The organism is Actinosynnema sp. NPDC091369 (assembly GCF_044757065.1).
Classification (GTDB): Bacteria; Actinomycetota; Actinomycetes; order Mycobacteriales; family Pseudonocardiaceae; genus Actinosynnema.
Map to the genome: position 1 here is coordinate 513,629 of NZ_JBIVUG010000006.1, position 25,567 is coordinate 539,195.

Annotated in this window: 22 protein-coding genes and 1 pseudogene; 12 read left to right on the top strand and 11 right to left on the bottom strand. The window is 71.1% G+C overall.

Going from position 1 to position 25,567, the window contains the following annotated elements:
• Nucleotides 1-46 precede the first annotated feature (46 nt).
• The 5 genes and pseudogenes from ACIQMJ_RS25625 to ACIQMJ_RS25645 all read right to left on the bottom strand — a co-directional run.
• Nucleotides 47-367: pseudogene (locus ACIQMJ_RS25625) on the bottom strand (replication initiator); the annotation flags it as partial.
• Nucleotides 368-638: 271 nt separating this feature from the next.
• A complete protein-coding gene (locus tag ACIQMJ_RS25630; protein WP_499763514.1) occupies nt 639-1,751 on the bottom strand; it encodes a DNA cytosine methyltransferase in 1,113 nt (370 codons plus the stop codon).
• Nucleotides 1,748-2,497, bottom strand: a complete 750-nt coding sequence (locus ACIQMJ_RS25635) for a hypothetical protein (protein WP_499763515.1) — start codon at nt 2,495-2,497, stop codon at nt 1,748-1,750. The genes ACIQMJ_RS25630 and ACIQMJ_RS25635 overlap by 4 nt, the downstream gene beginning before the upstream one ends.
• Before the next feature lie 501 nt (nt 2,498-2,998).
• A complete protein-coding gene (locus ACIQMJ_RS25640) occupies nt 2,999-4,315 on the bottom strand; it encodes a hypothetical protein (RefSeq protein WP_499763516.1) in 1,317 nt (438 codons plus the stop codon).
• 285 nt (nt 4,316-4,600) lie between these two features.
• On the bottom strand, nt 4,601-5,392 hold the full coding sequence (locus tag ACIQMJ_RS25645; protein WP_499763517.1) for an SAM-dependent methyltransferase: 792 nt from the start codon (nt 5,390-5,392) through the stop codon (nt 4,601-4,603).
• Between the two features lie 167 nt (nt 5,393-5,559).
• Here ACIQMJ_RS25645 and ACIQMJ_RS25650 point away from each other — a divergent pair, with 167 nt between their 5' ends.
• A complete protein-coding gene (locus tag ACIQMJ_RS25650; RefSeq protein ID WP_499763518.1) occupies nt 5,560-6,189 on the top strand; it encodes a hypothetical protein in 630 nt (209 codons plus the stop codon).
• A 58-nt stretch (nt 6,190-6,247) separates the two neighbouring features.
• Here ACIQMJ_RS25650 and ACIQMJ_RS25655 read toward each other — a convergent pair whose 3' ends face one another.
• Nucleotides 6,248-7,831 carry an amidohydrolase gene (locus ACIQMJ_RS25655; RefSeq protein WP_499763519.1) on the bottom strand — a complete coding sequence of 528 codons (1,584 nt, stop codon included), beginning with the start codon at nt 7,829-7,831 and terminating at the stop codon, nt 6,248-6,250.
• Between the two features lie 72 nt (nt 7,832-7,903).
• Between ACIQMJ_RS25655 and ACIQMJ_RS25660 the strand changes: the two genes are divergently transcribed.
• Both ACIQMJ_RS25660 and ACIQMJ_RS25665 read left to right on the top strand, forming a co-directional pair.
• Nucleotides 7,904-8,851: a methionyl-tRNA formyltransferase gene (locus ACIQMJ_RS25660; protein WP_499763520.1), complete on the top strand. Its 948-nt coding sequence runs from the start codon at nt 7,904-7,906 to the stop codon at nt 8,849-8,851.
• A gap of 153 nt (nt 8,852-9,004) precedes the next feature.
• Nucleotides 9,005-9,664: an HNH endonuclease family protein gene (locus ACIQMJ_RS25665; RefSeq protein ID WP_499763521.1), complete on the top strand. Its 660-nt coding sequence runs from the start codon at nt 9,005-9,007 to the stop codon at nt 9,662-9,664.
• Here ACIQMJ_RS25665 and ACIQMJ_RS25670 read toward each other — a convergent pair.
• Nucleotides 9,661-10,452 carry a hypothetical protein gene (locus ACIQMJ_RS25670; RefSeq protein ID WP_499763522.1) on the bottom strand — a complete coding sequence of 264 codons (792 nt, stop codon included), beginning with the start codon at nt 10,450-10,452 and terminating at the stop codon, nt 9,661-9,663. The genes ACIQMJ_RS25665 and ACIQMJ_RS25670 overlap by 4 nt on opposite strands.
• 149 nt (nt 10,453-10,601) lie before the next feature.
• Here ACIQMJ_RS25670 and ACIQMJ_RS25675 point away from each other — a divergent pair, with 149 nt between their 5' ends.
• Nucleotides 10,602-12,089: a CYTH and CHAD domain-containing protein gene (locus tag ACIQMJ_RS25675; protein WP_499763523.1), complete on the top strand. Its 1,488-nt coding sequence runs from the start codon at nt 10,602-10,604 to the stop codon at nt 12,087-12,089.
• Between the two features lie 87 nt (nt 12,090-12,176).
• A complete protein-coding gene (locus tag ACIQMJ_RS25680; RefSeq protein WP_499763524.1) occupies nt 12,177-13,766 on the top strand; it encodes a beta-N-acetylhexosaminidase in 1,590 nt (529 codons plus the stop codon).
• A 43-nt stretch (nt 13,767-13,809) separates the two neighbouring features.
• On the opposite strand, the gene ACIQMJ_RS25685 is transcribed toward ACIQMJ_RS25680, so the two are convergent.
• Complete coding sequence (locus ACIQMJ_RS25685) at nt 13,810-15,219, bottom strand: aldehyde dehydrogenase family protein (RefSeq protein ID WP_499763525.1); 1,410 nt, start codon at nt 15,217-15,219, stop codon at nt 13,810-13,812.
• Nucleotides 15,220-15,357: 138 nt separating this feature from the next.
• Here ACIQMJ_RS25685 and ACIQMJ_RS25690 point away from each other — a divergent pair, with 138 nt between their 5' ends.
• Genes ACIQMJ_RS25690 through ACIQMJ_RS25710 form a run of 5 tightly spaced genes read left to right on the top strand, consistent with a single transcriptional unit; the run spans nt 15,358 to nt 19,010 of the window.
• Nucleotides 15,358-16,770, top strand: a complete 1,413-nt coding sequence (locus ACIQMJ_RS25690; RefSeq protein WP_499763526.1) for a GAF domain-containing protein — start codon at nt 15,358-15,360, stop codon at nt 16,768-16,770.
• A gap of 10 nt (nt 16,771-16,780) precedes the next feature.
• Complete coding sequence (locus ACIQMJ_RS25695) at nt 16,781-17,380, top strand: DUF402 domain-containing protein (protein ID WP_499763527.1); 600 nt, start codon at nt 16,781-16,783, stop codon at nt 17,378-17,380.
• The gene (locus tag ACIQMJ_RS25700) at nt 17,377-17,991 is read left to right on the top strand and encodes a nucleoside/nucleotide kinase family protein (RefSeq protein ID WP_499763528.1); all 615 of its coding nucleotides are present in this window, start codon (nt 17,377-17,379) and stop codon (nt 17,989-17,991) included. The genes ACIQMJ_RS25695 and ACIQMJ_RS25700 overlap by 4 nt, the downstream gene beginning before the upstream one ends.
• Before the next feature lie 23 nt (nt 17,992-18,014).
• On the top strand, nt 18,015-18,302 hold the full coding sequence (locus ACIQMJ_RS25705; RefSeq protein ID WP_499763529.1) for a DUF6412 domain-containing protein: 288 nt from the start codon (nt 18,015-18,017) through the stop codon (nt 18,300-18,302).
• Between the two features lie 39 nt (nt 18,303-18,341).
• Nucleotides 18,342-19,010 (top strand): YidC/Oxa1 family membrane protein insertase, encoded by a 669-nt coding sequence (locus tag ACIQMJ_RS25710; protein ID WP_499763530.1) that lies wholly within the window; start codon nt 18,342-18,344, stop codon nt 19,008-19,010.
• On the opposite strand, the gene ACIQMJ_RS25715 is transcribed toward ACIQMJ_RS25710, so the two are convergent.
• Nucleotides 18,919-19,953, bottom strand: a complete 1,035-nt coding sequence (locus ACIQMJ_RS25715; RefSeq protein WP_499763531.1) for a fatty acid desaturase family protein — start codon at nt 19,951-19,953, stop codon at nt 18,919-18,921. The genes ACIQMJ_RS25710 and ACIQMJ_RS25715 overlap by 92 nt on opposite strands.
• Nucleotides 19,954-19,985: 32 nt before the next feature.
• A complete protein-coding gene (locus ACIQMJ_RS25720; RefSeq protein WP_499763532.1) occupies nt 19,986-21,527 on the bottom strand; it encodes a PucR family transcriptional regulator in 1,542 nt (513 codons plus the stop codon).
• A 114-nt stretch (nt 21,528-21,641) separates the two neighbouring features.
• On the opposite strand from ACIQMJ_RS25720, the gene pruA reads away from it, so the two are divergent.
• Both pruA and ACIQMJ_RS25730 read left to right on the top strand, forming a co-directional pair.
• On the top strand, nt 21,642-23,267 hold the full coding sequence (pruA, locus tag ACIQMJ_RS25725) for an L-glutamate gamma-semialdehyde dehydrogenase (protein ID WP_499763533.1): 1,626 nt from the start codon (nt 21,642-21,644) through the stop codon (nt 23,265-23,267).
• Nucleotides 23,268-23,269: 2 nt separating this feature from the next.
• Complete coding sequence (locus ACIQMJ_RS25730) at nt 23,270-24,193, top strand: proline dehydrogenase family protein (protein ID WP_499763534.1); 924 nt, start codon at nt 23,270-23,272, stop codon at nt 24,191-24,193.
• On the opposite strand, the gene ACIQMJ_RS25735 is transcribed toward ACIQMJ_RS25730, so the two are convergent.
• Nucleotides 24,173-25,489, bottom strand: a complete 1,317-nt coding sequence (locus tag ACIQMJ_RS25735; protein WP_499763535.1) for a hypothetical protein — start codon at nt 25,487-25,489, stop codon at nt 24,173-24,175. The two genes, ACIQMJ_RS25730 and ACIQMJ_RS25735, sit on opposite strands and share 21 nt — an antisense overlap.
• Between the last annotated feature and the right edge of the window lie 78 nt (nt 25,490-25,567).

Genomic DNA, 25,567 nt, shown 5'->3' on the forward strand with positions numbered 1-25,567 from the left:
CGGCCTCCCGGATCACGGTTCCGTCCAACTTCACCGTCCGGCCGTCCGCGTCGACCCGCGTCCAATCGAGCGCGAGCGGACCGTTCGGGCCGTCCAGGCGCACGACGGCGTGGATGTGGACCAGGCCGCGCCGCCGGTACTCACCGACCTTGGCGTAGGACAGCCGGGCGTGGTCGGTGAACACCCGAACCGGCGGCCCGGCGGCCTTCATCACTTCCCGTTTCAGGGCGGTGACGAACCGGTGCCACAGCTTCCCGGCGTTGGCCTGCCACAGCACCGAGCCGACGTAGTCGTAGGTGTCGAGGTCGAGCGGGGTGCCGATGGCGGGATCATCGGGGTGGTACCAGGAGCCGCACGCACAGGACAGGACCTTCCCGCGGCTGGTGGTGCGCGACCCTCACGAGCTACTACAACCCCATCCTGCCGACCTTCCCGAGGGCATCCACGCGCGCCATAGGAGCGATTCCAGCCCAGCAGTCCAGTGGGGGCGAAGATGCCCCTTGACACGCGTGGTTCAGGCAAGCCAGGCCGGAGACGATACGAAACTCTTTCCTGAAGAGTCGCGGCGACTGTCGCATCAGCTGACATGGTTTGATCATCTGGAACTGTCGTCCAGCATTCAAGGTGGGTGCCGATCACTATTCCAGTGCCAATTGAAGGGGACGACTCGGTTCGTCGAACTTCCGACTTCCGTCCAGGCACGAGAGTGCTTCGCGGACATTGTCACCCAACCTTCGGGCGAACTCGACAGGGACCGCATTGCCGACCTGCATCTGCACGTCCCGACTCGCGGAGCCGCCTACGAATTCCCAGTCATCGGGGAACGTTTGAAGCCGAGCGAGTTCACGATGTGTCATCGCACGCAAGCGACTGGCTTGAATACGCCAGAGCTTCACTTTGGACTCAGGGTTGCGGACGTTCTTTGCGGAACTCCTGTCGACCTCGAACCGTGCGGCCGATACGTTGCCCTGCGCCCATCCCCAAATCGTCCCGGTATCCACCGCGGGAAAGGGGAGATCAAAAGACCGTACGGGATTGCCGTCGCTAGCAGTACGGGAAAACCGAACTATCACGGCTTCCTCTGATGGATCGAACTCTTTCCCGGTGGCGACGTGAACGGCACTCTGGAATCCCCACCTAGGATTGTGGTTCGGCAACCCGGCTCCACCGCCTTGGCCAAGATCCCAAAGCCACTTCCGCACAGTCTCGGTGCCGCCGGCTTGCGGTAGCCTGTACCCTGCAGGAGCCGAGCCGCGAAAAGCAACGAAAACCCAACGGCGACGGGTTTGAGGAACGCCGAAACCATCCATCCGAAAAACGTCGTGAAACACTTCATAGCCCAGCCGGGTCAGGTCATGTGCGATCTGGTCATTGAAGAACCTCCCCGTTTCAGGGTGCACCAGCGTGCGCAAGTTCAAGACATTTTCGATGACCACCGCTCTGGGCCGAGCGGATGCGGCGATCCGTAGGACCTGTTCGTAGAGGTCGTTCCTCTTGTCTGTTGCTTTACGGTGTCCCCCCAGGCTGTAGCCCTGACAGGGAGGGCCGGCGATAAGGACGTCTGCTTGCTCCCCGAAAGTCCACTCTCTGGCATCGGCCTGGTCGACATGCCACGACGGCCTGTTCCTCCTGAGAGTCGCGACCGCCCAAGGATCCCATTCCACCGCACCAATGTGGTCGAATCCAGCCTGCTCGAAGCCGAGGTCGAGACCGCCGGCTCCACTGAACATCCCCAGCACTGTGTAACTCATGATGACACCAAATCGACCGGAGTTGTCGAACCGCTCGCTTGCGTGCGGTAAGCAACAAACGAATGCACGACGCCGGAGGAAGGGTTCGACTCGAATTCACCTACGAGAGTATCGGCCTTCAGGTCAGCCTTGTACCCGATAGGGATTTGATCTGTTTCGATCCGATCGAACTGCCCTACCGCGGTAAAACCCGCAGGCATCTCCTCGGTCGACGGGAGAACCAGGGTGCATTCATCCCTGACTCCACCGAGGAGCTTGTAAGGGGTATAAGGTGCATACATCTTCCGGTCGCGCAGTAGAATGTCCCCGTAGCTACCCAACACGCGAAGACTCCTGTTGGCCGCCACAAAGCCCTGGCCCGCATTCAGGAACGATCCATGCACGATGACGATGTCATGGACGACGGGATTTTCTCCGCCAACTTTATCATTGTCGTAGCGCCCAAAAACGTAGAACACCTGCCTACCCTGGTGCACCCCTGAAGGTAGAGCGCTATTGGAGTCGAAGTCGCGCTCGCGACTGCCGACCGTGATCCCTTTTACTTCGTACGCTTCGTCCGTCCCATCAATGGAGAAATCGGGGTAGGTGTTCCTCCCTGCGCTTGACGAGCGATAGCCTGCCTCGGTAATGCGGTCATAAACCCAGTTTTGGAAGTGAAATTCTTTATCATTTGCAGGGCGCGATGTAGGGATTTTCTCGGCCACAGCACGCTGACAGGCTGAAAAGATGCTCCACGCGGTAGACACCGCGACATTCTAGCCGGTGCGAACCACATCGTCCCACCTGGGTCGATCGTGCGTTACAGGCGGAATCGCCGTATTACATCCCCCACATCTGCTGCTTCGGAAATCAGGATCGACGCCGCTTTCAACGCGTGTCCGGGAGTTCGCTTCTCGCGCTGTCGGCGGCGAGGCACCCTGTCGTCTAAATCATCCCAGCACTGCCGAGCGATCGGCCGATAGACGAATAAGGGTGCGTTGTACATGCAGAGGGCTTGTCACCCGGGTTCGCAAACATGTCAGTGGGTCTTCCTGCGTGACGTGAAGGCATGGAACCGGTATGGATCGTCGGCGACGCTCGACCGGTGCGATGATCGGGCAGGGGAGCAGCGATGTTCGCCGGCTATGGCGAATGATGACAGGGGTCTCGCTCCAATCCCGAGGACGTTGGGGCCGATCTCCGGTCAAGATCGGCCCACGTCAAGTCCGTGAAGTCCGCTTATCCGGTCAGTTGTGTGCGCATATGGGTCAGACCGGGCGGGTGGAGCGGCAGCTTTCGGTCGGGCAGCCCCAGCCGGTGGTGGTCGTCCCCACGGTGACGAGGGCGGCGTGGGCCAGGAAGCGGTCGCGTTTGGTGCGTTCGTCCAGGTGGGCGCAGGCGCAGGCGGTGTCGGGGTGGGACGGCTCGTCGTGGGCCAGGCCCATGTAGCCCAGGGGGACGCCGAGGCCCCTGGCGATGTCGGTCAGGGTGTCGTAGGACTCGACCTTCGCGCCGGACAGGACGCGGTCGACGTCGTGGTGCGGTTGGCCGGTCAGCGCGGCGATCCGGTCGCGCGGCACGCCGTGGTGGGTCAGGAGGCGGTAGACGGTGGTGATGTCGCGCAGCGCCAGTGCGGCGCGCATCTCGTGGTGCTCCCACACGTCCGGCAGGTCGGGGCGGGCGGAGGGGAGGGGGCGGACCGCGCGTTCGTCCACGGCGGGACCGGGTGCGGTGGCGGCCAGCCAGTCGTTCCAGGCCCGGTCCGGTTCGGGTGGCGGTGCGGGGGTGTGCGGGTCGGCGGCGGAGAGGGCCACGCCGTGCACGTCGTTGCGGAGGCGGTACGGGACGGCCGCGGAGGACGGGATGCGGCACGTGGAGCCGGACAGGATCGCGGCGACGGAGCCGCTCGGTGGGCCGCCTCGCCAGTACAGCTCGTAGGTGTCGCCCACGACGACGCCGTCCAGCCACGCGGCGCCGCGCCACAGCGGCAGGCGGCGCAGGACGCCGCTCATCAGGTCGGTCGGGAGACCGGGGGTCGGTGAGGTGGCAGCGACGGGCGCAGTGGCGGACGGGGTGGAGCGGGCTGTCGCTGCCGCTTCGAGGCGGTGGAGGCCGCCGGTCAGGGCCAGGTCGACCGGCAGGCCCGCCGTGACGGCCTGGCGCCAGCGTTCCCGCGTCACGCCGAGCAGGCGCGCTTCGCCGTCGGGTGAGCGCAGGTCCAGGTGGTCGCGGCGGGGGCGCACGCGCAGGCCGGGCACGCCGCGGAGCCGGTCGCCCGCGACCGCCGGGAGGAGTTGGGTGAGCAGGTCGTCCAGCGCGGCGTCGTGGACGCGCAGGCCGAGCACCTTCTCGTCCGGCCGCACGCGGCTGACCAGGGACGTGGGGCGGAGGTGGTGGCCGCGCCTGCGCATCCCGGCCATGGTGCGGGTGACGGCGGTCAGCAGCGCGGCTTCGAACCGGCGTTGACCGGGGGTGCGGGCGGCGGGCACGACGGTGGTGGGCGAAGCGCCGCCGCGTTGCCTGCGCACCATGTTCGGCGTCTCGCCGGTGCACCAGTAGCGCTTGACCAAAGAGCTTGTCGACACGAGCAACCTCCGCGGACGCCACCCGGTCGACGCCACCGGGTCCGCGGGCGCGCGAGCGCACGCCGGTGCGAACACGTGGACGCCGAACCCCGGGAAAGTGGGCGGACATGCGGGACGCGTCCCCTCGAACGCGCTCTGGAGGCACCCACTCCATCCGGGTCAGGAGGAGCCTCGATGGCAGCCGCACCTGCCAGGTCACAAAACTACAACAACGAGGTTGGCCGGCGGGGCTCGATCACTCGAAGGTGCGAATCCCTCGGTTTTTGAGAAGTGCGTCCCGGGAGGTCAGAGCTTGCGGCCCACGGCGGCGAGACCCGCGAACCGCTCGGGGTGCTCGTCCACGTCCTCCGGCGACGCGGGACGCCACAGCGGCAGGTGCACGACACCCGGGTCCACCAGCTCGTAGCCCTCGAACAACGCCTCCACCTCGGGCTTGGAGCGCATCGTCATCGGGGTCGCCGTGCGGCGGCGGTAGAGGTCGGTGTGCTCGTCGGCCTGGGTGTCCTGGCCGTCGTGCGTGGCGTGCGACATCACCAGGTAGCTGCCGGGCGGCACGGCGTCGCGGTAGGCGGCGATGATCTTCGCGGGGTCCTCCGGCACGAAGTGCAGGACCGCGACCATCATCACCGCGACCGGTCGGTCGAAGTCGAGCAGGCCGGAGACCTCGGGCGTGGCCAGCACCGCGTCCGGGTGGCGCAGGTCCGCCTGGACGACGGTGGTCTGCGGGTCGTCGCCGAGGATCGTGCGGCTGTACGTGACCGCGATCGGGTCGTTGTCGACGTAGACCACGCGCGCGGAGGGGTCGGCTTCGCGGGCGACCTCGTGGACGTTGCCGACGGTCGGGATGCCGGAGCCCAGGTCGAGGAACTGGGTCACGCCCCGGCTCACGCAGAACTGCACGGCCCGGCGCAGGAACGCGCGGTTGGCCTGCATGATCAGCGGCAGCTCCGGCCACATGGTGATCGCCTGCTCGGCCATCTCCCGGTCGACGGCGAAGTTGTGCGCTCCGCCGAGGTAGTAGTCGTAGACCCGGGCGGCGCTCGGCCTGGTCAGGTCGATGTCCGGTCGTTCACCCACGGCTGGCTCCCTTCCCCCAGGTCCGGCAGCTTAGGCGTTGGGCGGTCCTGACCCGAGACCAGGCTGAACGCGTGCCACCTGCGGATGGGCCGTTCGCAGCCCGCGAATTGTCGGACCCCCTCGGTAGAATCGAACACGAGTTCGATCGCGCGCGAGGGGAGCTTGTCGTGGAGCCGATCAGCGTCACCGCCCTGTCCTTCACCGAGTACGTCATGAGCGGCCAGCGTGGCCGGATCAGCATCGTGTCCGAGCAGCGCCGCATCTACCTGTCCGCCGAGCAGTGGGTGGCCGGGTTCTACAACCCCATGCGGGACGCGATGCGGCGGGCGGCGAACTCGCCCGACCCGGCCGCGGAGCTGGACAAGGTGGTGGAGGCCGCCCACCGGCAGCCCCGGGCCGGTCAGCCGCGCGCGTTCGAGGAGCTGCGGGAGGGGTTCCTGCCGTGGTTGCAGGCGACCCGGGCGACCGGCGTGCCCACGGGGGCGGCGCGGTGGCAGGCCGGAGACCTGGCGTTGCGCGTCCGGCCGCACCTGGGGTTGCGGTTGCCGGACGGGTCGAAGGCGGCGGTGCTGGTGTACGTGAAGGAGACGCCCATGACGCAGGAGGCGGCGAACGTCGGGTTGCGGATCTTGCAGCAGACGGTGGCCGACACGCTGCCGGGGGCGGTGCCGTTGGTGTTGGACGCGCGGCGGGGGCGGGCGTTCCGGATGTCGAGGCGGACGAACCTCGCGAAGTTGGACGCGTTGATCGCGGCGGAAGCGGCCGGGTACGTGGTGCACTGGAGGATGAGCGCCTGACGTCGGACGCCACCCGGCCGCTTCGCCGACGGGGTCCCGGGTCGGAGGACCGGGGGGGTCAGCCGAAAGCGGCCGGGTTGTGGGCGAAGTCCCCGCCCACGACGGTGGCGGCGACGGGTATGTCGCCGATCGTGCCGATGTCGGCGGTCAGCGGGTTGGTTTCGAGGATGGTGAAGTCGGCCAGCTTGCCGGGGGTGATGGTGCCCAGGGCGTGGTCTTGGCGGCAGGCGTAAGCGGCGCCGATCGTGTAGGCGGTCAGGGCTTCGTGAACGGAGATGGCTTCGCCCTGACCGATGGGGTTGCCCTCTTTGGAGAGTCGTTCGGCCATGAACTGGATGGCGCGCAGCGGTTTTCCGTCGGCGACCGGGCGGTCGGAGCTGCCGGCGATCGGGATTCCGCGGTCCAGGAAGGATTTGCCGCGGTACATCCACGGGGTGCGTTCCGGGCCCATGATCCTGGCGTAGTCGTCGCCGTAGGCGTAGAGGAACGTCGGTTGGATGACGGGGATGACGTTGAGGTCGGCGATCCGGTCGAGTTGGTCCGGGCGGACGAGGCCGCAGTGTTCGATCCGGTGCCTGGTGTCCAGCCGTGGCACGGTTCGCTGGGCTTCGGCGAGCGCGTCCAGGGCGAAGTCGACGGCGCGATCACCGATCGCGTGCACGGCCAGTTGCCAACCGGCGGCGTGGCCGTCGAGGATCGCGGCGCGCATCAGGTCCGGGTCGTCCTGGAGCTGGCCGGCGGTGTCCATGTTCTCGTAGGGCCTGGTCAGCGCGGCGGTGCGGGCCATCATCCCGCCGTCGGTCCACAGCTTCAGCGGACCGATGGAGAGGCGGTCGTCGCCCAGGCCGGTGCGCAGGCCCAGGGGCACCGCGCGGCGGATGCCGTCGTCGGCGTGGGCCTTGACGGGTTCCAGGCGGTCGGCGGAGACCATCAGCTGGATGCGGATCGGCAGGGTGGCGCGTTGGTAGGACTCGACCTCCAGCGGGCTGCTGCCGATCAGGCCGCCGCCCACGCCGGCTTCGGCGGCCAGGACGACGCCCTCGCGAAGGCATTGGTGCGCACCGGATTCAACATCGGCGGCGATGTCCTCCAGCGAGTAGGGCAGGCGCAGGGACCGGACGGCGGTCTGGGCGGCTTCGGCGAGGAAGCCGGTCGGGGTGCCCGTCGCGTCGCGTTGCGCGTCGCGCAGGGCCGAGGCGGGCAGGACGGCGAGCACGTCGCTGCTGACGACGCACGCATGGCCGGAGAGGTCCTGCACGTAGACGCGCGGGCCGATCAGGTCCAGGTCGCGTGACGTGAGCGGCCGGTCGAGGGCGCGGTGGTCGTAGCCGGCGGCTTCGACCCAGCCGGACGAGCGCGGCGCACCGCGCAGCACGTCGAGGACTTGGGCGACGGTCGCGCAGGCCGAGACGTCCGGGGTTCGCGCGGCGCGTCCGGTCCACGCGAGGTGGTTGTGGGCGTCCACGAAGCCCGGGAGCACCACCGCGCCGTCGAGGTCGACCACGCGGCGCGCGGGGAGGTCGGCGACGTCGTCGTCCAAGCCGACGATCCTCCCGGCCCAGACACCGATCACGGACGCCACCGGCCGGGTCGGGTCCAGGGTGACGACCCGTCCGCCCACCACCTTGAGGTCGAGGATCACCCGCAAAGGCTAGCCCAAGGCAGTTAGGTTAGGGTTCGATAACTTAGGCGAGCCTATCCAAGGAGGAGCTCCATGCGGGTCGTCATGTTCGGCTACCAGACCTGGGGTCACCGCACGCTCCAGGCGCTGCTGGACTCCGAGCACGAGGTGGTGCTGGTCGTCACGCACCCCAAGAGCGACCACGCCTACGAGCGCATCTGGAGCGACTCCGTCGCGGACCTGGCCGCCGAGCACGGCGTCGAGACGCTGATCCGCAACCGCCCGGACGACGACGAGCTGTTCCAGCGGCTCAAGGAGGTCGAGCCGGACGTCATCGTCGCCACGAACTGGCGCACGTGGATCCCGCCGCACATCTTCACGCTGCCCAAGCACGGCACGCTGAACGTGCACGACTCGCTGCTGCCCGCCTACGCGGGTTTCTCGCCGTTGATCTGGGCGCTGATCAACGACGAGAAGGAGGTCGGCGTCACCGCGCACATGATGGACGAGACGCTGGACGCCGGCGACATCGTGCTCCAGCGCGCCGTCCCGGTCGGCCCGCGCGACACCACGGCGGACCTGTTCCACAAGACGTTGGAGCTGTTCGGGCCGATCACGGTGGACGGCCTGGCCGAAATCGCCAAGGGGCGCACGGACTTCACCAAGCAGGACCGGTCGAAGGCCAGCTTCTTCCACAAGCGGGCGGAGGAGGACCTGCGCATCGACTGGACGTGGGAGGCCGACGAGCTGGACCGGCTGGTTCGCGCGCAGTGCCCGCCGTACCCGAGCGCCTTCGCGTTCCACAAGGGCAAGCGGCTGGAGATCCTGGAGGCCGAGGTGTCCAAGGAGCGCTACGGCGGCACGCCCGGTCGGATCTTCTACCGCGAGGGAGACGGCGTCGCGATCGTCGCGGGGGCGATGGCGCGGCGTGGCCGCAACCACGCGTTGCTGGTCAAGCGGGTGCGCACCGAGGACGGCACGGAGTTGGGCGCGACGGAGTACTTCACGCACATGGGCGGGTACCTCACCAGCCGGCCCTGATGGCGAACCCGGTGCGGGGTGGGGGATCCCACCCCGCACCGGGTAGGCCGAAGGGGTTCGGCCCGGCGTCGAACGCGCGTCGAATCCGCGGCGGGTTCGGGAATGTTCGGCCCCGGTGTTCCGGTCGGGGCGATCATCGCTGATCATGGTGGCATGAGCGGCAAGCGGTCGGCGGTCGTCAGCGGTGTCCTGGTTCTCCTCCTGATCGTCGCCGGCTGCGGCACCGACGTGCTCAAGCCGGACACCCCGTCGTCCGCGGGCGTGCCGACAGCCCCGGCCGCGCCCGGTGACGACCCGGCGGCGCAGTTGGCGGCGTTGACCGTCGCGCCCGAGGGGAAGATGGCGGGCTACAGCCGCGACCGGTTCCCGCACTGGAGCAGCCAGGGCCAGGGGTGCGACACGCGGGACGTGGTGTTGCAGCGGCAGGGCGCGGACGTGCGGACCGGTGATCGCTGCAAGATCACGTCGGGGACGTGGACGAGCGCGTACGACGGCAAGGTCGTGACCGATCCGGGCGAGCTGGACATCGACCACACGGTGGCGTTGGCCGAGGCGTGGCGCTCGGGCGCGGACAAGTGGACCGACGAGCAGCGGGAGAAGTTCGCCAACGACCTCGGCGGGTTGCAGCTGATCGCGGTGACGGCGAGCAGCAACCGGGCCAAGGGCGACCAGGACGCGGCGAAGTGGAAGCCACCGGTGCAGTCGTACTGGTGCACGTACGCGCGGGCCGTGGTGTCGGTGAAGACGTTGTACGCCTTGACGGTGGACGAGGCGGAGCGGGACGCGTTGGGCGCGATGCTCAAGACCTGCTAGGGCCGCAAGGACTCCAGCTGGTCGACGATGTCGGTGTGGGCCTCGGCCCGGCGGACCCAGGCGGCGAAACCCGAGGCGGCCGAGGGGACTTCGCCCAGCGGTGAGATCGGGTCCGTCACGCCGTACTCCAGGCGGTAGGCGACCAGCGCCACGGCGGCCTCGACCCAGCGGGACGGGTCCGGGGTGGTGATCTCGCCCAAGCCGACGCGGAACCACAGCGGCAACCGGGTGTCGGCGGCCAGGGCCCGTTCGAGCCGGCGGCGGGCGATGTCCAGGACCTCCTGGCGCGCCTTCTCCCCCGCCACGACGGCCTCCGCCCGCCACGGCTCCTCGGCGGCGACCTGGTCGGCGGCCAGCCGGTGGGCGGCGGCGACCGCGCCCGCTTCCTGCGCGTTGACCCGCCACTCCAGGTTCTGCACCTCGTGCTGCAACGCGTCGCGCTCGAAGCGGGGCATGCGGCCGGACGAGAGCTTGGCCAGGCCCGCGTCCCGCTGCTGCTTCATCGACTCGTACTCGCCGACCTCGGCCCGCAGCTCGGCGCGGACGGAGTCGGCCAGCAGGTCCTGCTCCGCGTCCCACGCGGCGCGCAGCGCCCGCACGGTGCCGGCGATGTCCGCGGTCGAGTCGAGGTCCTCGTCCGGGCCGGACCCGGCGCCGGACAGCCTGCGTTCGAGCACGTGCAGGCGTGCGCTCACCCGACCGAGCTCGGCCGTCAGCGCCTGGGTGGTGGCGACGAGATCAGCGACGGTCGGCTCGACCTCGTCGAGCCGTTCCTTTTCGGTGGGCACGCGGATCAGCCAACCGCACGCGCCGGCGGAGTCCAGGGACGAAACGGGGAAACCACGCGGACGGGCCGACACAAACCCCCGGCCTGGTTAACGCTCGATCACGCACGGTGACGTGCCTGAACTCCGATCAAACGGTGTACCTCTGTTACATGTCGAGGTCGGTGCACGAGACGGAACGCAAGTACGAGGCCCCCGGTGGCACCGCGCTGCCGGACCTGGCCGACCTGCCCGGCGTGGCGGCCGTGGCGGGACCGGAGGAACAACGACTGGAAGCGGTCTACTACGACACCGCCGACCTGAGGCTGGCGCGGGCCGGGTTGACGATGCGCCGCCGCACGGGCGGCGACGACGCGGGCTGGCACCTGAAGCTGCCGGTGGGCGTGGACACGCGCGAGGAGGTGCGGCTGCCGCCGGGTCGCGCGGCCAAGCACCCGCCCGAGGAGCTCGGAGCGCTGGTCCGGGTGCACGCGCGCGGGCGCGAGCTGGCGCCGGTGGCGCGCATCCAGACCACCCGGCAGCGCTGGCAGCTCGTGGACGACAAGGGCCGGCTGCTCACCGAGGTGGTCGAGGACCTGGTGTCCGGGCAGGCGCTGGTGGACGACTCGCCGGTCGACTCGTGGCGAGAGGTCGAGGTGGAGCTGGGTGAGGGTGGGGACGTCGCGCTGCTGGACCTGGTCGAGGAACGGTTGGCGGGTTCGGGCATCACGCGGTCCACGTCGTCGGCGAAGCTGACCCGGCTGCTGGCCGACCGGATGGCCGCGACGACCGCGCCGCCGACCACGCCGGGCAGGTCCGCGGGCGACGTCGTGCTGGCGTACCTGCGGGAGCAGGCCGACGCGTTGAAGCACCAGGACCCGCGCGTGCGCCGGGGCGAGGACGACGCCGTGCACCAGATGCGGGTGGCGACGCGGCGGATGCGCAGCGCGTTGCAGGCGTTCGGCACGATCGTGGAGCGTGACGACACGCGTCAGCTGACCGACGAGCTGAAGTGGCTCGCGGGCGTGCTCGGCGAGGCCCGTGACCTGGAGGTGCTGCGGGCGCGGTTCTCCGAGGCGGTCGAGGAGCTGGACGACGAGCTGGTGCTGGGCCCGGTGAAGGCGCAGCTGACCCGGCACTTCGCGCCGTTGGAGACGGCCGCGCACGAGGCGGCCGTGGCGGCGTTGGACAGCGACCGGTACTTCGCCCTGCTGGACGCGGTCGACGCGCTGGTGACCGACCCGCCGTTCACGCCGGCGGCGCGCGGGAAGGCCGCGAAGGTGCTGCCGGCGCTGGTGGACAAGACCTACCGCAGGTTGGCGAAGCGGGCCGAGGGCGCGCGGGACGACATCGCGCTGCACGAGGCGCGCAAGGCGGCCAAGCGGCTGCGGTACGCGGTGGAGGTGTCGGAGCCGAGGTTCGGCGAGCGGGCCACCGAGTACCGCAAGAAGGTCAAGGCGGTGCAGGAGCTGCTGGGCGAGCACCAGGACGGCGTGGTGGCGCGGCCGGTGCTGCGCGAGCTCGGCGCGAAGGCGCAGCTCGACGGGGAGAACGGCTTCACGTTCGGTCTGCTGCACGGCCTGGAGACGGCCGCGGCGCAGCGGGTGGAGGACCGGTTCCCGGCGGTGTGGCGTCGTCTCGGCAAGCCGAAGCTGCGGTGATTGGTCTGGACCTTGACACCTCCTGGTGCGGCTGAAACGGTGGCTGGAGCCGCCGCTCGGTGATCCACGCCGGCCAGGAGGATGTCAGTGCTTCTCTCAGAAGGCGCCGGACGGCGCGGGTTCGGTCGAGCGCTCGCCGCGCTGCTGTTCCTCGGCGCGGTGGGCGCGGCGGTTCCCGCACAAGCAGCTCCGGAGACGCCGTTGCAGCACATCGTGCCCGCTCCCGTCAGTGCCACCCCGCGACCGGGCGTGACGTTCACGCTCGGCGCGGACACCAGGATCTACACCCAGCCCGGCTCGCCCGAGGCCAAGCGGGTCGGCGAGTTCCTGGCGGGCGTGCTGCGCCCGTCCACCGGCTACCGGCTGCCGGTCGTGCCCGGCGCGTCCGGTCGGCACATCTCGCTGCTGCTCGTCGGCGCGGACGCTCGCGTCGGCGAGGAGGGCTACCAGCTCGACGTGACCAAGCGGGGCGTGCTGATCCGGGCGCGGACGGCCGCGGGCCTGTTCGCGGGCGTGCAGACGTTCCGCCAGCTCCTGCCCGCGAAGGTGGAGGCGAAGACCAGGCAGCGCGGGCCGTGGACCGCGCCCGGCGGCCGGGTGCTGGACTTCCCGCGCTACGCCCACCGGGGCGCGATGCTCGACGTGGCGCGGCACTTCTTCTCCGTCGACGAGGTCAAGCGGTACATCGACCAGATCGCGCTCTACAAGGTCAACCGGCTGCACCTGCACCTGACCGACGACCAGGGCTGGCGGCTGGAGATCAAGAGCTGGCCCAACCTCACCGCGCACGGCGGCAGCACCGAGGTCGGCGGCGGCCCCGGCGGCTTCTACACGCAGGAGCAGTACAAGGACCTCGTCGCCTACGCCGCCGCACGGCACATCACGGTGATCCCGGAGATCGACATGCCGGGCCACACCAACGCCGCGCTGTCGTCGTACCCGGAGCTGAACTGCGACGGCGTCGCGCCGCCGCTCTACACCGGCATCGAGGTCGGCTTCAGCTCGCTGTGCATCGACAAGGACATCACCTACGAGTTCGTGGACGACGTGCTGCGCGAGCTGGCCGCGTTGACGCCCGGCGAGTACCTGCACATCGGCGGCGACGAGGCGCACGCCACCACCGACCCGGACTTCGACCTGTTCATGGACAAGGCGCTGGCGCTGGTCGCCAAGCACGGCAAGACCGCGACCGGCTGGCACGAGTTCGTCAAGTCCGGTCCGCCCGCCTCGGCGGTGCCGCAGTTCTGGGGCACGAAGACGGTCGCGCCGGACATGGTCGCGGCGGCCGCGCGGGGCAGCGAGATCGTGCTGTCGCCCGCGACCAAGGCGTACCTGGACATGAAGTACGACGCGAACACCAAGCTCGGGTTGAGCTGGGCGGGCTACACCGACGTGCAGGACGCGTACGACTGGAACCCCGGCGCGTACATCGAGGGCCTGCCGGCCGAGGCGGTGCGCGGGGTCGAGGCGCCGCTGTGGAGCGAGACCATCACCAACTCCGCCGACCTGGAGTTCCTGGCGTTCCCGCGGCTGCCCGCGATCGCGGAGCTGGGCTGGTCGCCCTGGTCGACGCACGACTGGGAGGAGTTCAAGGTCCGGCTGGCGGCGCAGGCCGACCGGTGGGCCGTGATGGGCGTGAACTACTACGCGTCCCCGCAGGTGCCCTGGAAGAAGTGACGGTGGGAGGGGGGAGCCGCGGCACCGGCTCCCCCCTTCCCGCTCAGAAGGCGACCAGCATGTTCTTGGTCTGCTGGTAGTGGTCGAGCACGACCCGGTGGTCCTCCCGGACGATGCCGGACCTCGGGTAGGCGTGGTGGTTGTTCACCCACACCCGGGACGCCTGGAGCTCGCGGCCCGCGCGGTAGGCCAGACCGCCGTCGCGCGACCACACGCCCGCGCCGACGCCGCACGGCGTGTCGTTGACGGTCTTCACCGCGTCGTCGAAGTCGTCGAACCGGGTCACCGATACCACCGGGCCGAAGACCTCCTCGTGGAAGACCCGCATCTTGTGGTCGCCTTCGAGGATCGCCGGCGTGACGTAGTAGCCGCCGGACAACTCGCCGCCGAGGTCGGCGCGCTCACCGCCGCACGCCACCCGCGCGCCCTCGCGCCTGCCCATCTCCAAGTAGGCCAGGACCTTGTCGAGCTGCTCGCGGCTGGTCTGCGCACCGATCACGGTCTCCGTGTCGAGCGGGTGGCCCTGCTTGACCGCCTTGGTGCGCTCGGTGGCGTCGGCGAGGAACTCGTCGTAGATCGGGCTCTGGAGCAGGGCGCGCGACGGGCACGTGGAGCCCTCGCCCTGGTTGAGGGTGAACGCGGTGAAGCCCTCCAGCGCCCGGTCGTAGAACGCGTCACGCCGCGCGGCCACGTCGGCGAAGAACACGATCGCGCTCTTGCCGCCGGGCTTCGGCGCGACCGGGGTCCTCGCCACCCGGTGGCTCGCGGCCAGCAGCATGCCCGCCTCCGCGCCGAACCCGTTGACCACGTTCACCACACCGGGTGGCAGCAGGTCGGCGATCAGGCCCATCAGCACGTGGATCGAGGCCGGGGTCTGCTCGGCGGGCTTGAGCACCGCGGTGTTGCCCGCCGCCAATGCCGGCGCGAGCTGCCACGCGGCCATGAGCAGCGGGAAGTTCCACGGCACGAGCCGGCCGACCACGCCCAGCGGCTCCGGGAAGTGGTAGGCGACCAGGTCGTCGCGGATCTGCGAGATGCCGCCCTCCTGGGCCCGGACCACGCCCGCGAAGGAGCGGAAGCAGTCCACCGCCAGCGGCAGGTCGGTGGTCAGCGCCTCGCGGACCGGCTTGCCGTTCTCCCAGGTCTCGGCCACGGCGAGGGCTTCGAGGTGGTCCTCGATCCGGTCGGCGACCTCGTCGAGCACGGTGGCCCGCTCGGCCGGCGACGTGCGGGCCCACCGGCGGGCCGCGCCGTGCGCCGCGTCCAACGCCCGCTCGACGTCCTCGGCGGTGCCCCGGGCGACCTCGGTGAACACCTCGCCGGTGACCGGGGTCGGGTTGGCGAAGTAGCCGCCCTTGGCGGGCGGCACGTACTCGCCGCCGATGAAGTGGTCGTACCGGTCGCGGTAGGACACCACGCTCCCCCTCGCGCCCGGCGCCGCGTACCTCGCCATCTCCCCGCTCCCCTCGCGTCGGTCGTGTGGGGTGCAGCGTCGGACGCACAACGTTGCAGTCGCGTTGCACCCGAATGGATCAGCGTTTCGCTTGCCGCGATCGGCGCGGGCGGGTCATCCTGGTCCGGGAGGCGCCCAATGCAACCGGACCCGCGACGGCTCGCGCACGCGCGAGAGGCGGTGCTCAACGGGGGTCGGGCGCACGGCGCGCGGCAGCTCATCGTCGAGTCGTGGCGGCGCTCGCTGGCCGCGCGGGTCGACCCCGAGCGGCACGAGGCGCCCGTGGTGCTCGCCCCGGACGAGGTGGTCGACCGGCGTGGCTCGCACCCGCTCGCCGCCGCGCTGCCGGTGCTGCGCGAGACGCTGGTCGGGATCGCCGACGAGGCGCAGCACGTCATGCTGGTCACCGACGCGGACGGCACGATCCTGTGGTGCGAGGGCGCGAAGTCGGTGCGCCGCCCGGCCGAGCGGGTGCGGCTGACCGAGGGCGCATGCTGGGCCGAGGACGCCATCGGCACGAACGCGATGGGCACGGCGCTGGCGCTGGGCGAGCCGGTGACCGTGCACTCCGCCGAGCACCTGGTGCGGACCTACCACGGCTGGACGTGCGCGGCGAGCCCCGTGCGCGACCCGGACACCGGCCGCACGATCGGCGTCGTCGACGTCAGCGGGCCGTTGAGCAGCACGCACCCGGCGCTGGTGGCGCTGGTGTCGGCCGCGGCCCGGTTGGCGGAGGGCCGGTTGCAGGAGCGGCTGGCGGCCCGCGACGAGCGGCTGCGGTCGTTGAACATGCGGCACCTGATCGGCCTGCGCGGCGAGCCGGGCGCGCTGCTCAGCCCGAGCGGCCGGGTGCTGGCCGCCGAGCCGCACGGCCTGCTGACCGCGCGGGTGGACGTGAGCGGCGGCAGCGTGCGGCTGGCCGACGGGCGGGAAGCGGTCCTGGAGCAGCTGGACGAGGGGTATTTGCTGCGGGTGCCGCGGCACCGGACCCGAAGACCCGTGCTCTCGCTGCGGTTCCTGGGTGACGTGAAGGGCTCGGTCGACGGGCGGGCGCTGCCGCTGTCGCTTCGGCACGCGGAGCTGCTGACCGCGTTGGCGCTGCACCCGCGCGGGCTCACGGCCGAGCAGTTGGCGCTGCACCTGTACGGCGAGCGCGGCAACCCGACCACCGTGCGCGCCGAGCTGCACCGGCTGCGCGCCCAGTTGGGCGAAGTGCTGCTGACCAGGCCGTACCGGCTTTCCGCCGACGTGCGCGGCGACTTCCTGGCGGTGCGCGACGCCCTGCGCGCCGGTGACGTGGGCACGGCCGCGGCGGCGTACCGGGGCGAGCTGCTCCCCCGGTCCGAGGCGCCGGTGGTGTGCGAGGAGCGGGAGGACCTGGCCGCGGCGCTGCGCCGGGGCGTGCTGGATCGGGGCGACGCGGAGGCGCTGTGGGCGTTCGGCCTGGTGGCGCAGGACGCGACGGTGCTCGAACGCCTGGTCCTGCTGCTGCCCCGGACCGACCCGCGCCGCGAGGTGGCGGCGACCCGGCTGCGGCGGGCGCTCATCTAGCCTGATCGACATGGGGTACTTCCGGCCGGGGGACGTGGCGTTGCGGCGCGAGGTGCTGCACGGCGAGCCGTGGGTGGTCACCCCGACCCGGGTCGTCCGGGACGGGCCGGACCTGCTCGTCGTCTACACCGCGCCGGGCACGGAGTTCGGCTTCCACCCGCACCCGCGCACCCACCACTGGCAGGAGCTGGGCCGCACCCGCTGGAACGGCCTGGGCAAGCTCCAGCTGCACCGCCCCGGCGACGCCTACTCGGTCGACCTGTACTGGCAGGGCGAGCAGCGCCGGTTCGCGGGCTTCTACCTCAACCTCCAGGCGCCGTTCCGGCGCACCGCCCACGGCTTCGACACCCTCGACCACGCGCTGGACTTCTGGGCGCCGGTCGACGGCGACTGGCAGGAGCTGGACCGCGACGAGTTCGAGGAGATGGTCGCGGACGGCAAGTACGACGCCGCCGAGGCGGAGGGCATCCGGCGCACCGCCAAGGAGGTCGAGGCGATGCTGACCGACGGCCGCACGTGGTGGGACCCGGCGTGGGGCTCGTGGGAGCCGGACCCGGCCTGGCCGGTGCCCGTGCTGCCCGCCGGCTGGGAGGACCACCCGCTGCCGTGAAGGTCGTCCCCCTCTCCCCGCAGACCCTCGTGGACGAGCTGGTCGGGCGGATCGACGCGCTGCCGCGCTCCACGTGGGCCCGGGTGCTGGTCGACGGCGCGCTGCCGACCAGGCCGGGCGAGCTGGCGGACGCCCTGGTGGAGCCGCTGCGCGCGCTGGGACGCCCGGTGCTGCGGGTGTCGGCGTGGGACTTCCTGCGGCCCGCGTCCGTGCGGCTGGAGTACGGGCACGAGGACCCCGACTCGTTCCGCGACTCGTGGCTGGACGTGGGCGGGTTGCTGCGCGAGGTGCTGGAGCCGCTGGACCCCGGAGGGTCGGGGCGGGTGCTGCCGGCGCTGTGGAACGCGGCGACGGACCGGGCGCACCGGGCCGACTACGTGACCCTCGGCGCGGGTGGCGTGCTGCTGGTCGACGGCACCATGCTGCTGGACAAGTGGCTGCCCGCCGAGCTGACCGTGCACCTGTGGCTGTCGTCCGGGGCGCTGGACCGGCAGGTCCCGGACGAGTGGCGGTGGACGCTGCCCGCGTACGCCTCCTACGAGCCGCAGGCCGACGTGACCGTGCGCTACGACCACCCCGCGCGGCCCGCGCTCGTGGGTACAGTGGACTGAGATCGACCGGGGGAGGTGCGGGCATGACCAGGTTGCGGCTGCTGCCGGCTGACCTGGCCGCGGTGTGCCTCCTGGCCGTCTACGCCCTCACCCTGCTCAGCACGCCCACGGAGGTGCTGGCAGCCGTGACGGCCGTGGCCCTGGTCGTGCTGCTGCTCACCGCCGCGCCGGTGGTGCAGGCCGCGCCCGCGTGGGTGCGGTCGCTGTCGATCCGCGAGAAGTCCCTGCGCGCCGCGTTCCTGCGGCTGCGCGACCCCGACGCGGCGGGCCGTCCCCGTCCTCGAGCTCCGGGACTGGGCCTCAGCACCTGAGGCCCGCAGTTCCCCTTGCTCTGAGGACGGAGTTCACCCTTGTTCCACGCCCTGGGCTCGGCCCTGGCCGCGTTCGCCACGCCCGCGCTCGCCATCGTCGCCTTCACCGTCGCCGTGCGGCTGCTCCTGCACCCGCTCAGCCGTGCCGCCGTGCGCGGCGAGAAAGCCCGCGCCGCGTTGGCGCCCGAGGTCCGCGCGCTGTCCGAGAAGTACGGCAAGGACCGGGTGAAGCTCCAGGAGAAGACGCTGGAGCTCTACCGGTCCCACGGCACGTCCATGCTGGCCGGGTGCCTGCCCGCGCTGGTGCAGGTGCCGTTCTTCATGGTGGTGTACCGCCTGGTCACCACCCCGAACCCGCTGCTGGACGGCACGCTGCTGGGCGTGCCGCTGGGCACGCACTGGTTCGGGGTGTGGGCGCACACGCCGGTGTTCGCGGCGCTGTTCGCCGTGCTCGCCGGGGTCGCGCTCGCCACCTCGCGGTGGCAGGCGGCCGTGGCGCGCCGCAACGGCGGGCCGCAGCCGCCGTTCGCCGGGCTGCTGCGGCTCCTGCCGTTCGGGACCGTGCTGATCGCCGCCGTGCTGCCGCTGGCGGCCGGGATCTACCTGGTGACGACGACTACCTGGACCCTGCTGGAGCGAGCTTTCCTGTACCGCGCAGTTCAGCTCCCGCCTCGTGCAGGTACTTCAGCACGAAGCCGTACGAGGTGAACAGGCCGCACTCGGCGTAGGACACCGAGTGCCGCTGGCAGAAGTCGCGGACCAGCGCCTGCGCGTGGCGCAGGTGCGGCCGCGGCATGCTCGGGAACAGGTGGTGCTCGATCTGGTAGTTCAGGCCGCCGAGCAGGAAGTCGGTGAACCAGCCACCGGTCACGTTGCGGGAGGTCAGCACCTGCTTGCGCAGGAAGTCGAGCTGGTGGCCCGCTTGCAGCACCGGCATGCCCTTGTGGTTGGGCGCGAACGAGATGCCCATGTAGACGCCGAACACGCCCTGGTGCACCGCGATGAACACGACCGCCTTCAGCGGGGACATCAGCAGGAACACCGCGCCCAGGTAGACCACGACGTGCACGGCCATCAGCACCAGCTCCAGCCGCCAGCCCTTGACCTCGCGGCGGACCGCGGCGGCGGTGCTGATGATGTGCAGGCTGAAGCCTTCGAGCAGCAGCAGCGGGAAGAACAGCCACGCCTGGTGCTTGACGACCCAGCGGAAGAAGCCCCGCTTGCGCTCGGCCTGCTCGGCGCTGAACGCGAGCACGGCGATGTCGACGTCCGGGTCCTCGTCCTCGTGGTTGGGGTTGGCGTGGTGGCGGGTGTGCTTGCCCATCCACCAGCCGTAGCCGACGCCGATGAGCAGGTTGCCCAGCAGCAGGCCCATGGTCTGGTTGGTCTTGTGGTCGGCGAACACCTGCCGGTGGCCCGCGTCGTGGCCGAGGAACGCGATCTGCGTGAAGACGGCGCCCAGCACGGCGGCCGGCACGAGCTGCCACCACGAGTCGCCGATCAGCACCATGGATACCCCGGTGAGGCCGAACGCGGCGAGCACGCCGACCAGGAACGTGATGTAGAAACCGATGCGCCGGTCCAGCAGACCCTGCTGCTTGACCAGCCTGGACAATTCAGCGAAGTCGCTGCCGCGGGCTTGGGTGCTCACTCCCGGAGGGTACGGCGCGCGGGGCCGGCAGTTCAGCCCAGCCTGAGTTGCAACTGCGCGAACAACCGGAGCAGCGGGTCGTCGAGATCGAATCCACCGACCTCCGCCGCACGTCGGACGCGGTACCGCAGCGTGTTCGGGTGCACGTGCAACTTCGCCGCCGCGCTTTTCACATCACCGAATTCGTCGAGGTACGCCAAAAGGGAACGGGCCAGTTCCCCATCGAGCCGCGCGAGCCTCGGATCGCGGATGCGCGGGTGCTCGGCCAAGAGGGCGAGCGTTTCACTGATCAACACCCGGGACCGCACGTCCTCCAGGGTCGCCACGTCGGCGTCGAGGTCGCGCGACATCGCGTCGAGCACGCGGTCGGCCTCGGCCCGGGAGATCATCACCTCGTTCACGGTGGGCACGGTGGAACCGATCGCGCCCTGCACCCGCAGGCCCATGTGCTTGCGCGCGGCGGCCACGATCTCCTTGGTCAACGTCAGCAGCGGCGCCTTCGGCGGCAGGTCCGTGAGCAGGGCGTACGTGCGCCCGCTCTGCTGGCTGACCAGCGCGCTGCGCCGGTAGGAGGCGGCGTGCACGGAGATCAGGCTGGTCATCTCGGCGCGGCGCAGCTCGTGCTCGGTGCGGTCGGCGTGCTCCTGCCCGCGCAGCGCGAACACGACGACGGCGGCGGGCTTGTCCGGGTCGGCGCCGATCTGCTCGGCGATCGCCTCGGCGTCCATCCGGCCGTCGAGCAGGGACGCGAGCAGGTTCTCCCGGAACGCGGCGGCGGGCTCCCGCTGCTGGACCAGGTGCAGGGCCGTGACGCGGGCCGCGCCCAGCAGCGCCCGTTCGGCCTGCTCGGTCAGCGGCGTGCCGCCCTCCTGCACCCAGATCGTGCCCAGCGGCTGGCTGCCCGCGTGGATGCCCACCGCGATGCGGCGGCGGATGCCCAGCTCGGGGCGCTCGTCGATGCGGACGACCTCCTCGCCGGAGCGGAGGCGCTGGTAGACGCCCCACTCGCGGAGCATCTTCAGGTACGGCTCCGGCCCCTGGCGGCCGAGGATGGACAGCCGGCGCAGCTCGTCCACCTCGTCGGTCGAGCGGGAGTAGGCCAGCACGCGGCTCGCGGTGTCCTCGATGCTGACGATGCCACCGGTCAGCGACGCGATGGTCTGGGCCAGGCCGAACAGGTCGCCGAGCACCTCGCCCACGCCCGCGTCGGCCGTCAGGCGGGCGTTGTGCACGACGCCGCGGGCGAGCGCTTCGAGGTGTTCCCAGCGGACCTCGGGCCGCACCGCCAGCAGCGCCACGCCCGCGTCCGCCGCCGCCTGCCGCAGCACCGGCGACGGCGTGTCGACCTTGACCGCCACCGCCACCGCTCCCCCGGCCCCCGCCGCCCTGACCAGCGGTGACGCGGCACGACCACGCGCGCCCACGATCAACCCGAGGTCGCCGGGCCGCACGTCGGGCGTGTCGTCGGGGTCGAGGATGACCACGTCGAGGACGTCGCCCTCCAGCCCGTGCGGCGCGACCTGCACCTCGACCAGCGGATCGCCGAGCGCGATCAGGACCTGCCGCAGGCTCATCTTTGTCCAGTTCTACAACGACGGAGGGCCAAGCCTAGACGTGCGGACAACGGGTCGCATGGTTGGAAGTCCTACCGTTGGGTCAACCCCAACCCTGTGGCGAAGGAGCTGCTTGTGGATGCCGTGACCACGGTCCCCGCACCGGTGAACGAGCCCGTCCTGAGCTACGCCCCCGGCACCCCGGAACGGGCGCAGTTGCAGGCGAAGCTGGCCGAGCTGGCCAAGGAGCCCGCCGAGCTGACCCTCACCATCGGCGGTGAGCAGCGGGTCGGTGGCGGCGAGCGCTTCGACGTCGTGCAGCCGCACAACCACCGCGCCGTGCTCGGCACCCTGCACGGCGCCACCCAGCAGGACGCGCGGGACGCCATCGCCGCCGCGAAGGAGGCCGCGCCCGCGTGGCGCGCCATGTCCTACGACGACCGCGCCGCGATCCTGCTGCGCGCCGCCGACCTGCTCGCGACCAAGTGGCGGGCCACGCTCAACGCGGCCACCATGCTCGGCCAGTCGAAGACGGCCATCCAGGCCGAGATCGACGCCGCGTGCGAGCTGATCGACTTCTGGCGCTTCAACGTCTCGTTCGGCCGGCAGCTCCTCGCCGAGCAGCCGCAGTCCTCCCCCGGCGTGTGGAACCGCACGGACCACCGCCCGCTGGAGGGCTTCGTCTACGCGATCACGCCGTTCAACTTCACCGCCATCGCGGGCAACCTGCCCACCGCGCCCGCCCTGATGGGCAACGTGGTGCTGTGGAAGCCGTCGCCGACGCAGAGCTTCGCCGCGCACCTGACCATGAGGCTGCTCGAAGAGGCGGGCATGCCGCCCGGCGTGATCAACCTGCTGCCCGGCGACGGCCTGGCCGTGTCCGAGGTGGCGCTGGCCGACCCGGACCTCGCGGGCATCCACTTCACCGGTTCCACCCGCACGTTCCAGCACCTGTGGGGCCAGGTGGGCGCGAACATCGCGAACTACCGCTCGTACCCGCGGATCGTCGGCGAGACCGGCGGCAAGGACTTCGTGCTCGCCCACCCGTCCGCCGACGTGGACGTGCTGCGCACGGCACTGGTCCGCGGCGCGTTCGAGTACCAGGGCCAGAAGTGCTCGGCCGCGTCCCGCGCGTACGTCCCGCGCTCGGTGTGGAACCGGGTGAAGGACGACTTCCTGGCCGACGTCGAGTCGCTGACCATGGGCGACGTCACGGACCTGTCGAACTTCATGGGCGCGGTCATCGACCGGCGCTCGTTCGACAAGCTGTCCGGCGTGCTGGAGGCCGCGCGCTCGGACGACCAGCTGGAGGTCGTGGCCGGCGGCACCGCCGACGACTCCGAGGGCTTCTTCGTGCGGCCGACCGTCCTGCTGGGCACCAACCCCGAGCACGAGGTGTTCACCACCGAGTACTTCGGGCCGGTGCTGGCGGTGCACGTGTTCGAGGACTCCGACTACGACACCGTGCTCAAGCAGATGGAGAGCGCCGCGCCGTACGCGCTGACCGGCGCGATCATCGCGCAGGACCGGGCCGCGATCGTGCACGCGCAGAACGAGCTGCGGTTCGCCGCGGGCAACTTCTACGTCAACGACAAGCCGACCGGCGCGGTCGTCGGCCAGCAGCCGTTCGGCGGCGGCCGGGCGTCGGGCACGAACGACAAGGCGGGCTCGGTGCACAACCTGCTGCGCTGGGTCAGCCCCCGGTCGATCAAGGAGACGTTCGCGGCTCCGACCTCCTACCGCTACCCGCACCAGGGGTGATCATGCTCCGCTCCGCGCTGCTCGCCGCCTCGCGCTCCGGGGCCATCCGCGAGCTGGTCGAACGCACGCCGCTGACCCGGCCGGTGGTCAAGCGCTTCATCTCCGGCGACGACGTGGCCGCGGCCGTCGCCACCACCGGCGAAGTGCTGGCCGACGGCCGGTACGTCACCCTCGACCACCTCGGCGAGGACACCCGGGACGCGGCGCAGGCCGCGGCCACCGTCGAGGCGTACCTGGACCTGCTGCGCCGGCTCGAACTGGCCGGGCACACCGAGCGGGCCGAGGTGTCGGTGAAGTTGTCCGCGGTGGGCCAGTTCCTGCCGGTGGACGGCGAGAAGATCGCGTTGGAGAACGCCCGGCGCATCTGCGCGGCGGCGGGCGCGGTCGGCACCACCGTCACCCTCGACATGGAGGACCACACCACGACCGACTCGACGCTGGGCATCCTGCGCGAGCTGCGGGTGGACTTCCCGTGGGTGGGCGCGGTGCTCCAGGCGTATTTGAAGCGGACCGAGCAGGACTGCCGGGACCTCGCCCACGCGGGGTCGCGGGTGCGGTTGTGCAAGGGCGCGTACCAGGAGCCCGCTTCGGTGGCGTTCCAGGACAAGACCGACGTCGACCGGTCGTACGTGCGGTGCCTGAAGGTGCTGATGGAGGGCGAGGGCTACCCGATGGTGGCCTCGCACGACCCGAGGCTCATCGCGATCGCGGGCGAACTGGCCAAGGACCGCTCGCCCGACAGCTACGAGTACCAGATGCTGTACGGCATCCGGCCCGACGAGCAGCGCCGCATCGCCGCCGCCGGCAACCGGATGCGCGTCTACGTCCCGTACGGCGACGAGTGGTACGGCTACTTCATGCGGCGGCTGGCCGAGCGCCCGGCGAACGTGGCGTTCTTCCTCCGCTCACTGGTCACCACGGGCTAGCGCGCTGCGCCTGCGCGTCACCTCGTCCAGGTCCACCCGGAACAGCTTCGGGTGGACCTGGGCGAGGCTCCGGTAGAGCTCGGCGGCCTCGTCCACCGCGCTCAGCGCCTCGGCCCGGCGGCCCAGCGCGGCGTAGCGGCGGCTGAGCTGGTCGAGCGCGTCGGCCAGGCGTGACGTGCAGTCGCGGTCCTCGGCGGCGACGACCCGGCACAGCGCCACGGCCTCCCGTGACGCGGCCAGCGCGTCCTCGGGTCGGTGCGCGGCGACGAGCCGCAGGCTCAGGTCCGCCAGGGCGTCCGCGAGCGCGGGGCGGTGCTCGTCCGGGTCGTCCGCGGCCAGCTGCCGGTAGAGGGCGACCTCCTGGCGCGCCGCGTCCAGGGCTTCCTCGTGCAGTGACGCCAGGGCGGCGCGGGCGGCCAGCAGGCCGTGCAGCTCGGCCCGTTCGAGCCTGGTCGCGGCCTGCTGGGCGAGGGCCCGGGTGAGGATCGCGGGCAGCGGGTCGCCGTGGAAGCGGGGGTCGTCGAACACCCGCCGCGCGACGGCCCTGGCGGTCGCGGGCCACTCGGCCAGGATGCGCAGCGTGGCGGCCGTGGCGCGGTCGGCCAGCTCCGGTTGGGCGGTGAACAGCTCCTCGGCACGGCGGCGCACGTGCGGCAGGCGTTCGGCCGCGCGCAGCAGGGTCTGCAAGGCGTCCGGGGTGCGGTCGGGGCTGATCCGGTCGTCCAGCAGCGCGACGGCCAGGGCGTCCTCGGCGAGCCGGCCGGGCGCCGGGTCGGTGGTGACCAGCCAGTGGGCCGGTGTGCCGCACACCTCGGCGAGGGCCGCCAGGTGCAGCTCGTGCAACGTCGCCACGTCGGGCGCGGCGGTGGTCGGGAGGGTGAGGCCGAGCGCGTAGGCGAAGTGGGCGCACGCGGTGGCGAAGGACGTCTCGTGCTCGTCCGGGCACGGCGCGACCGCGAGGTCCTCGGTGCGGTAGCCCTGGCGCGCGGCGCGCTGGCGCACGGCCGACCACCACCAGCCCGCGGTCCGGGCGATCAGCAGTACGCGTGGTTCTCGCAGGTCAAGGTGGGTGACGAGGTCGGCGTCGTCGACGACCACGACGTCGGATCCCGCCTGGAAGTGCCGGGCGAGGCGCGTCTTGCCGACCCCCGCCGGGCCGTGCAGGAGCAGCACGGAGCACGCCGCCCCGTCGTCCCACCACCGGGCCAGCTCGGCCAGCTCGTCCACGCGCCCGTGGAACGGCACCACCTCGTACCGCGGGTCCAGCAGCTCACCGGGCGACAGGGTGCGGTCCACCGGCCACATCCTGCTCCCCGCCCTCGGCCACGATCGGGTGACTGGTGACCGCGGGGATTGTCAGGGGTGCCTTGCACA

Coding starts and splice junctions, on each gene's coding strand:
- ACIQMJ_RS25630 (WP_499763514.1), bottom strand. CDS start 1,751: ATGAGTTACACAGTGCTGGGGATGTTCAGTGGAGCCGGCGGTCTCGAC.
- ACIQMJ_RS25660 (WP_499763520.1), top strand. CDS start 7,904: ATGCGGGTCGTCATGTTCGGCTACCAGACCTGGGGTCACCGCACGCTC.
- ACIQMJ_RS25665 (WP_499763521.1), top strand. CDS start 9,005: ATGAGCGGCAAGCGGTCGGCGGTCGTCAGCGGTGTCCTGGTTCTCCTC.
- ACIQMJ_RS25675 (WP_499763523.1), top strand. CDS start 10,602: ATGTCGAGGTCGGTGCACGAGACGGAACGCAAGTACGAGGCCCCCGGT.
- ACIQMJ_RS25685 (WP_499763525.1), bottom strand. CDS start 15,219: ATGGCGAGGTACGCGGCGCCGGGCGCGAGGGGGAGCGTGGTGTCCTAC.
- ACIQMJ_RS25690 (WP_499763526.1), top strand. CDS start 15,358: ATGCAACCGGACCCGCGACGGCTCGCGCACGCGCGAGAGGCGGTGCTC.
- ACIQMJ_RS25695 (WP_499763527.1), top strand. CDS start 16,781: ATGGGGTACTTCCGGCCGGGGGACGTGGCGTTGCGGCGCGAGGTGCTG.
- ACIQMJ_RS25705 (WP_499763529.1), top strand. CDS start 18,015: ATGACCAGGTTGCGGCTGCTGCCGGCTGACCTGGCCGCGGTGTGCCTC.
- ACIQMJ_RS25720 (WP_499763532.1), bottom strand. CDS start 21,527: ATGAGCCTGCGGCAGGTCCTGATCGCGCTCGGCGATCCGCTGGTCGAG.
- ACIQMJ_RS25730 (WP_499763534.1), top strand. CDS start 23,270: ATGCTCCGCTCCGCGCTGCTCGCCGCCTCGCGCTCCGGGGCCATCCGC.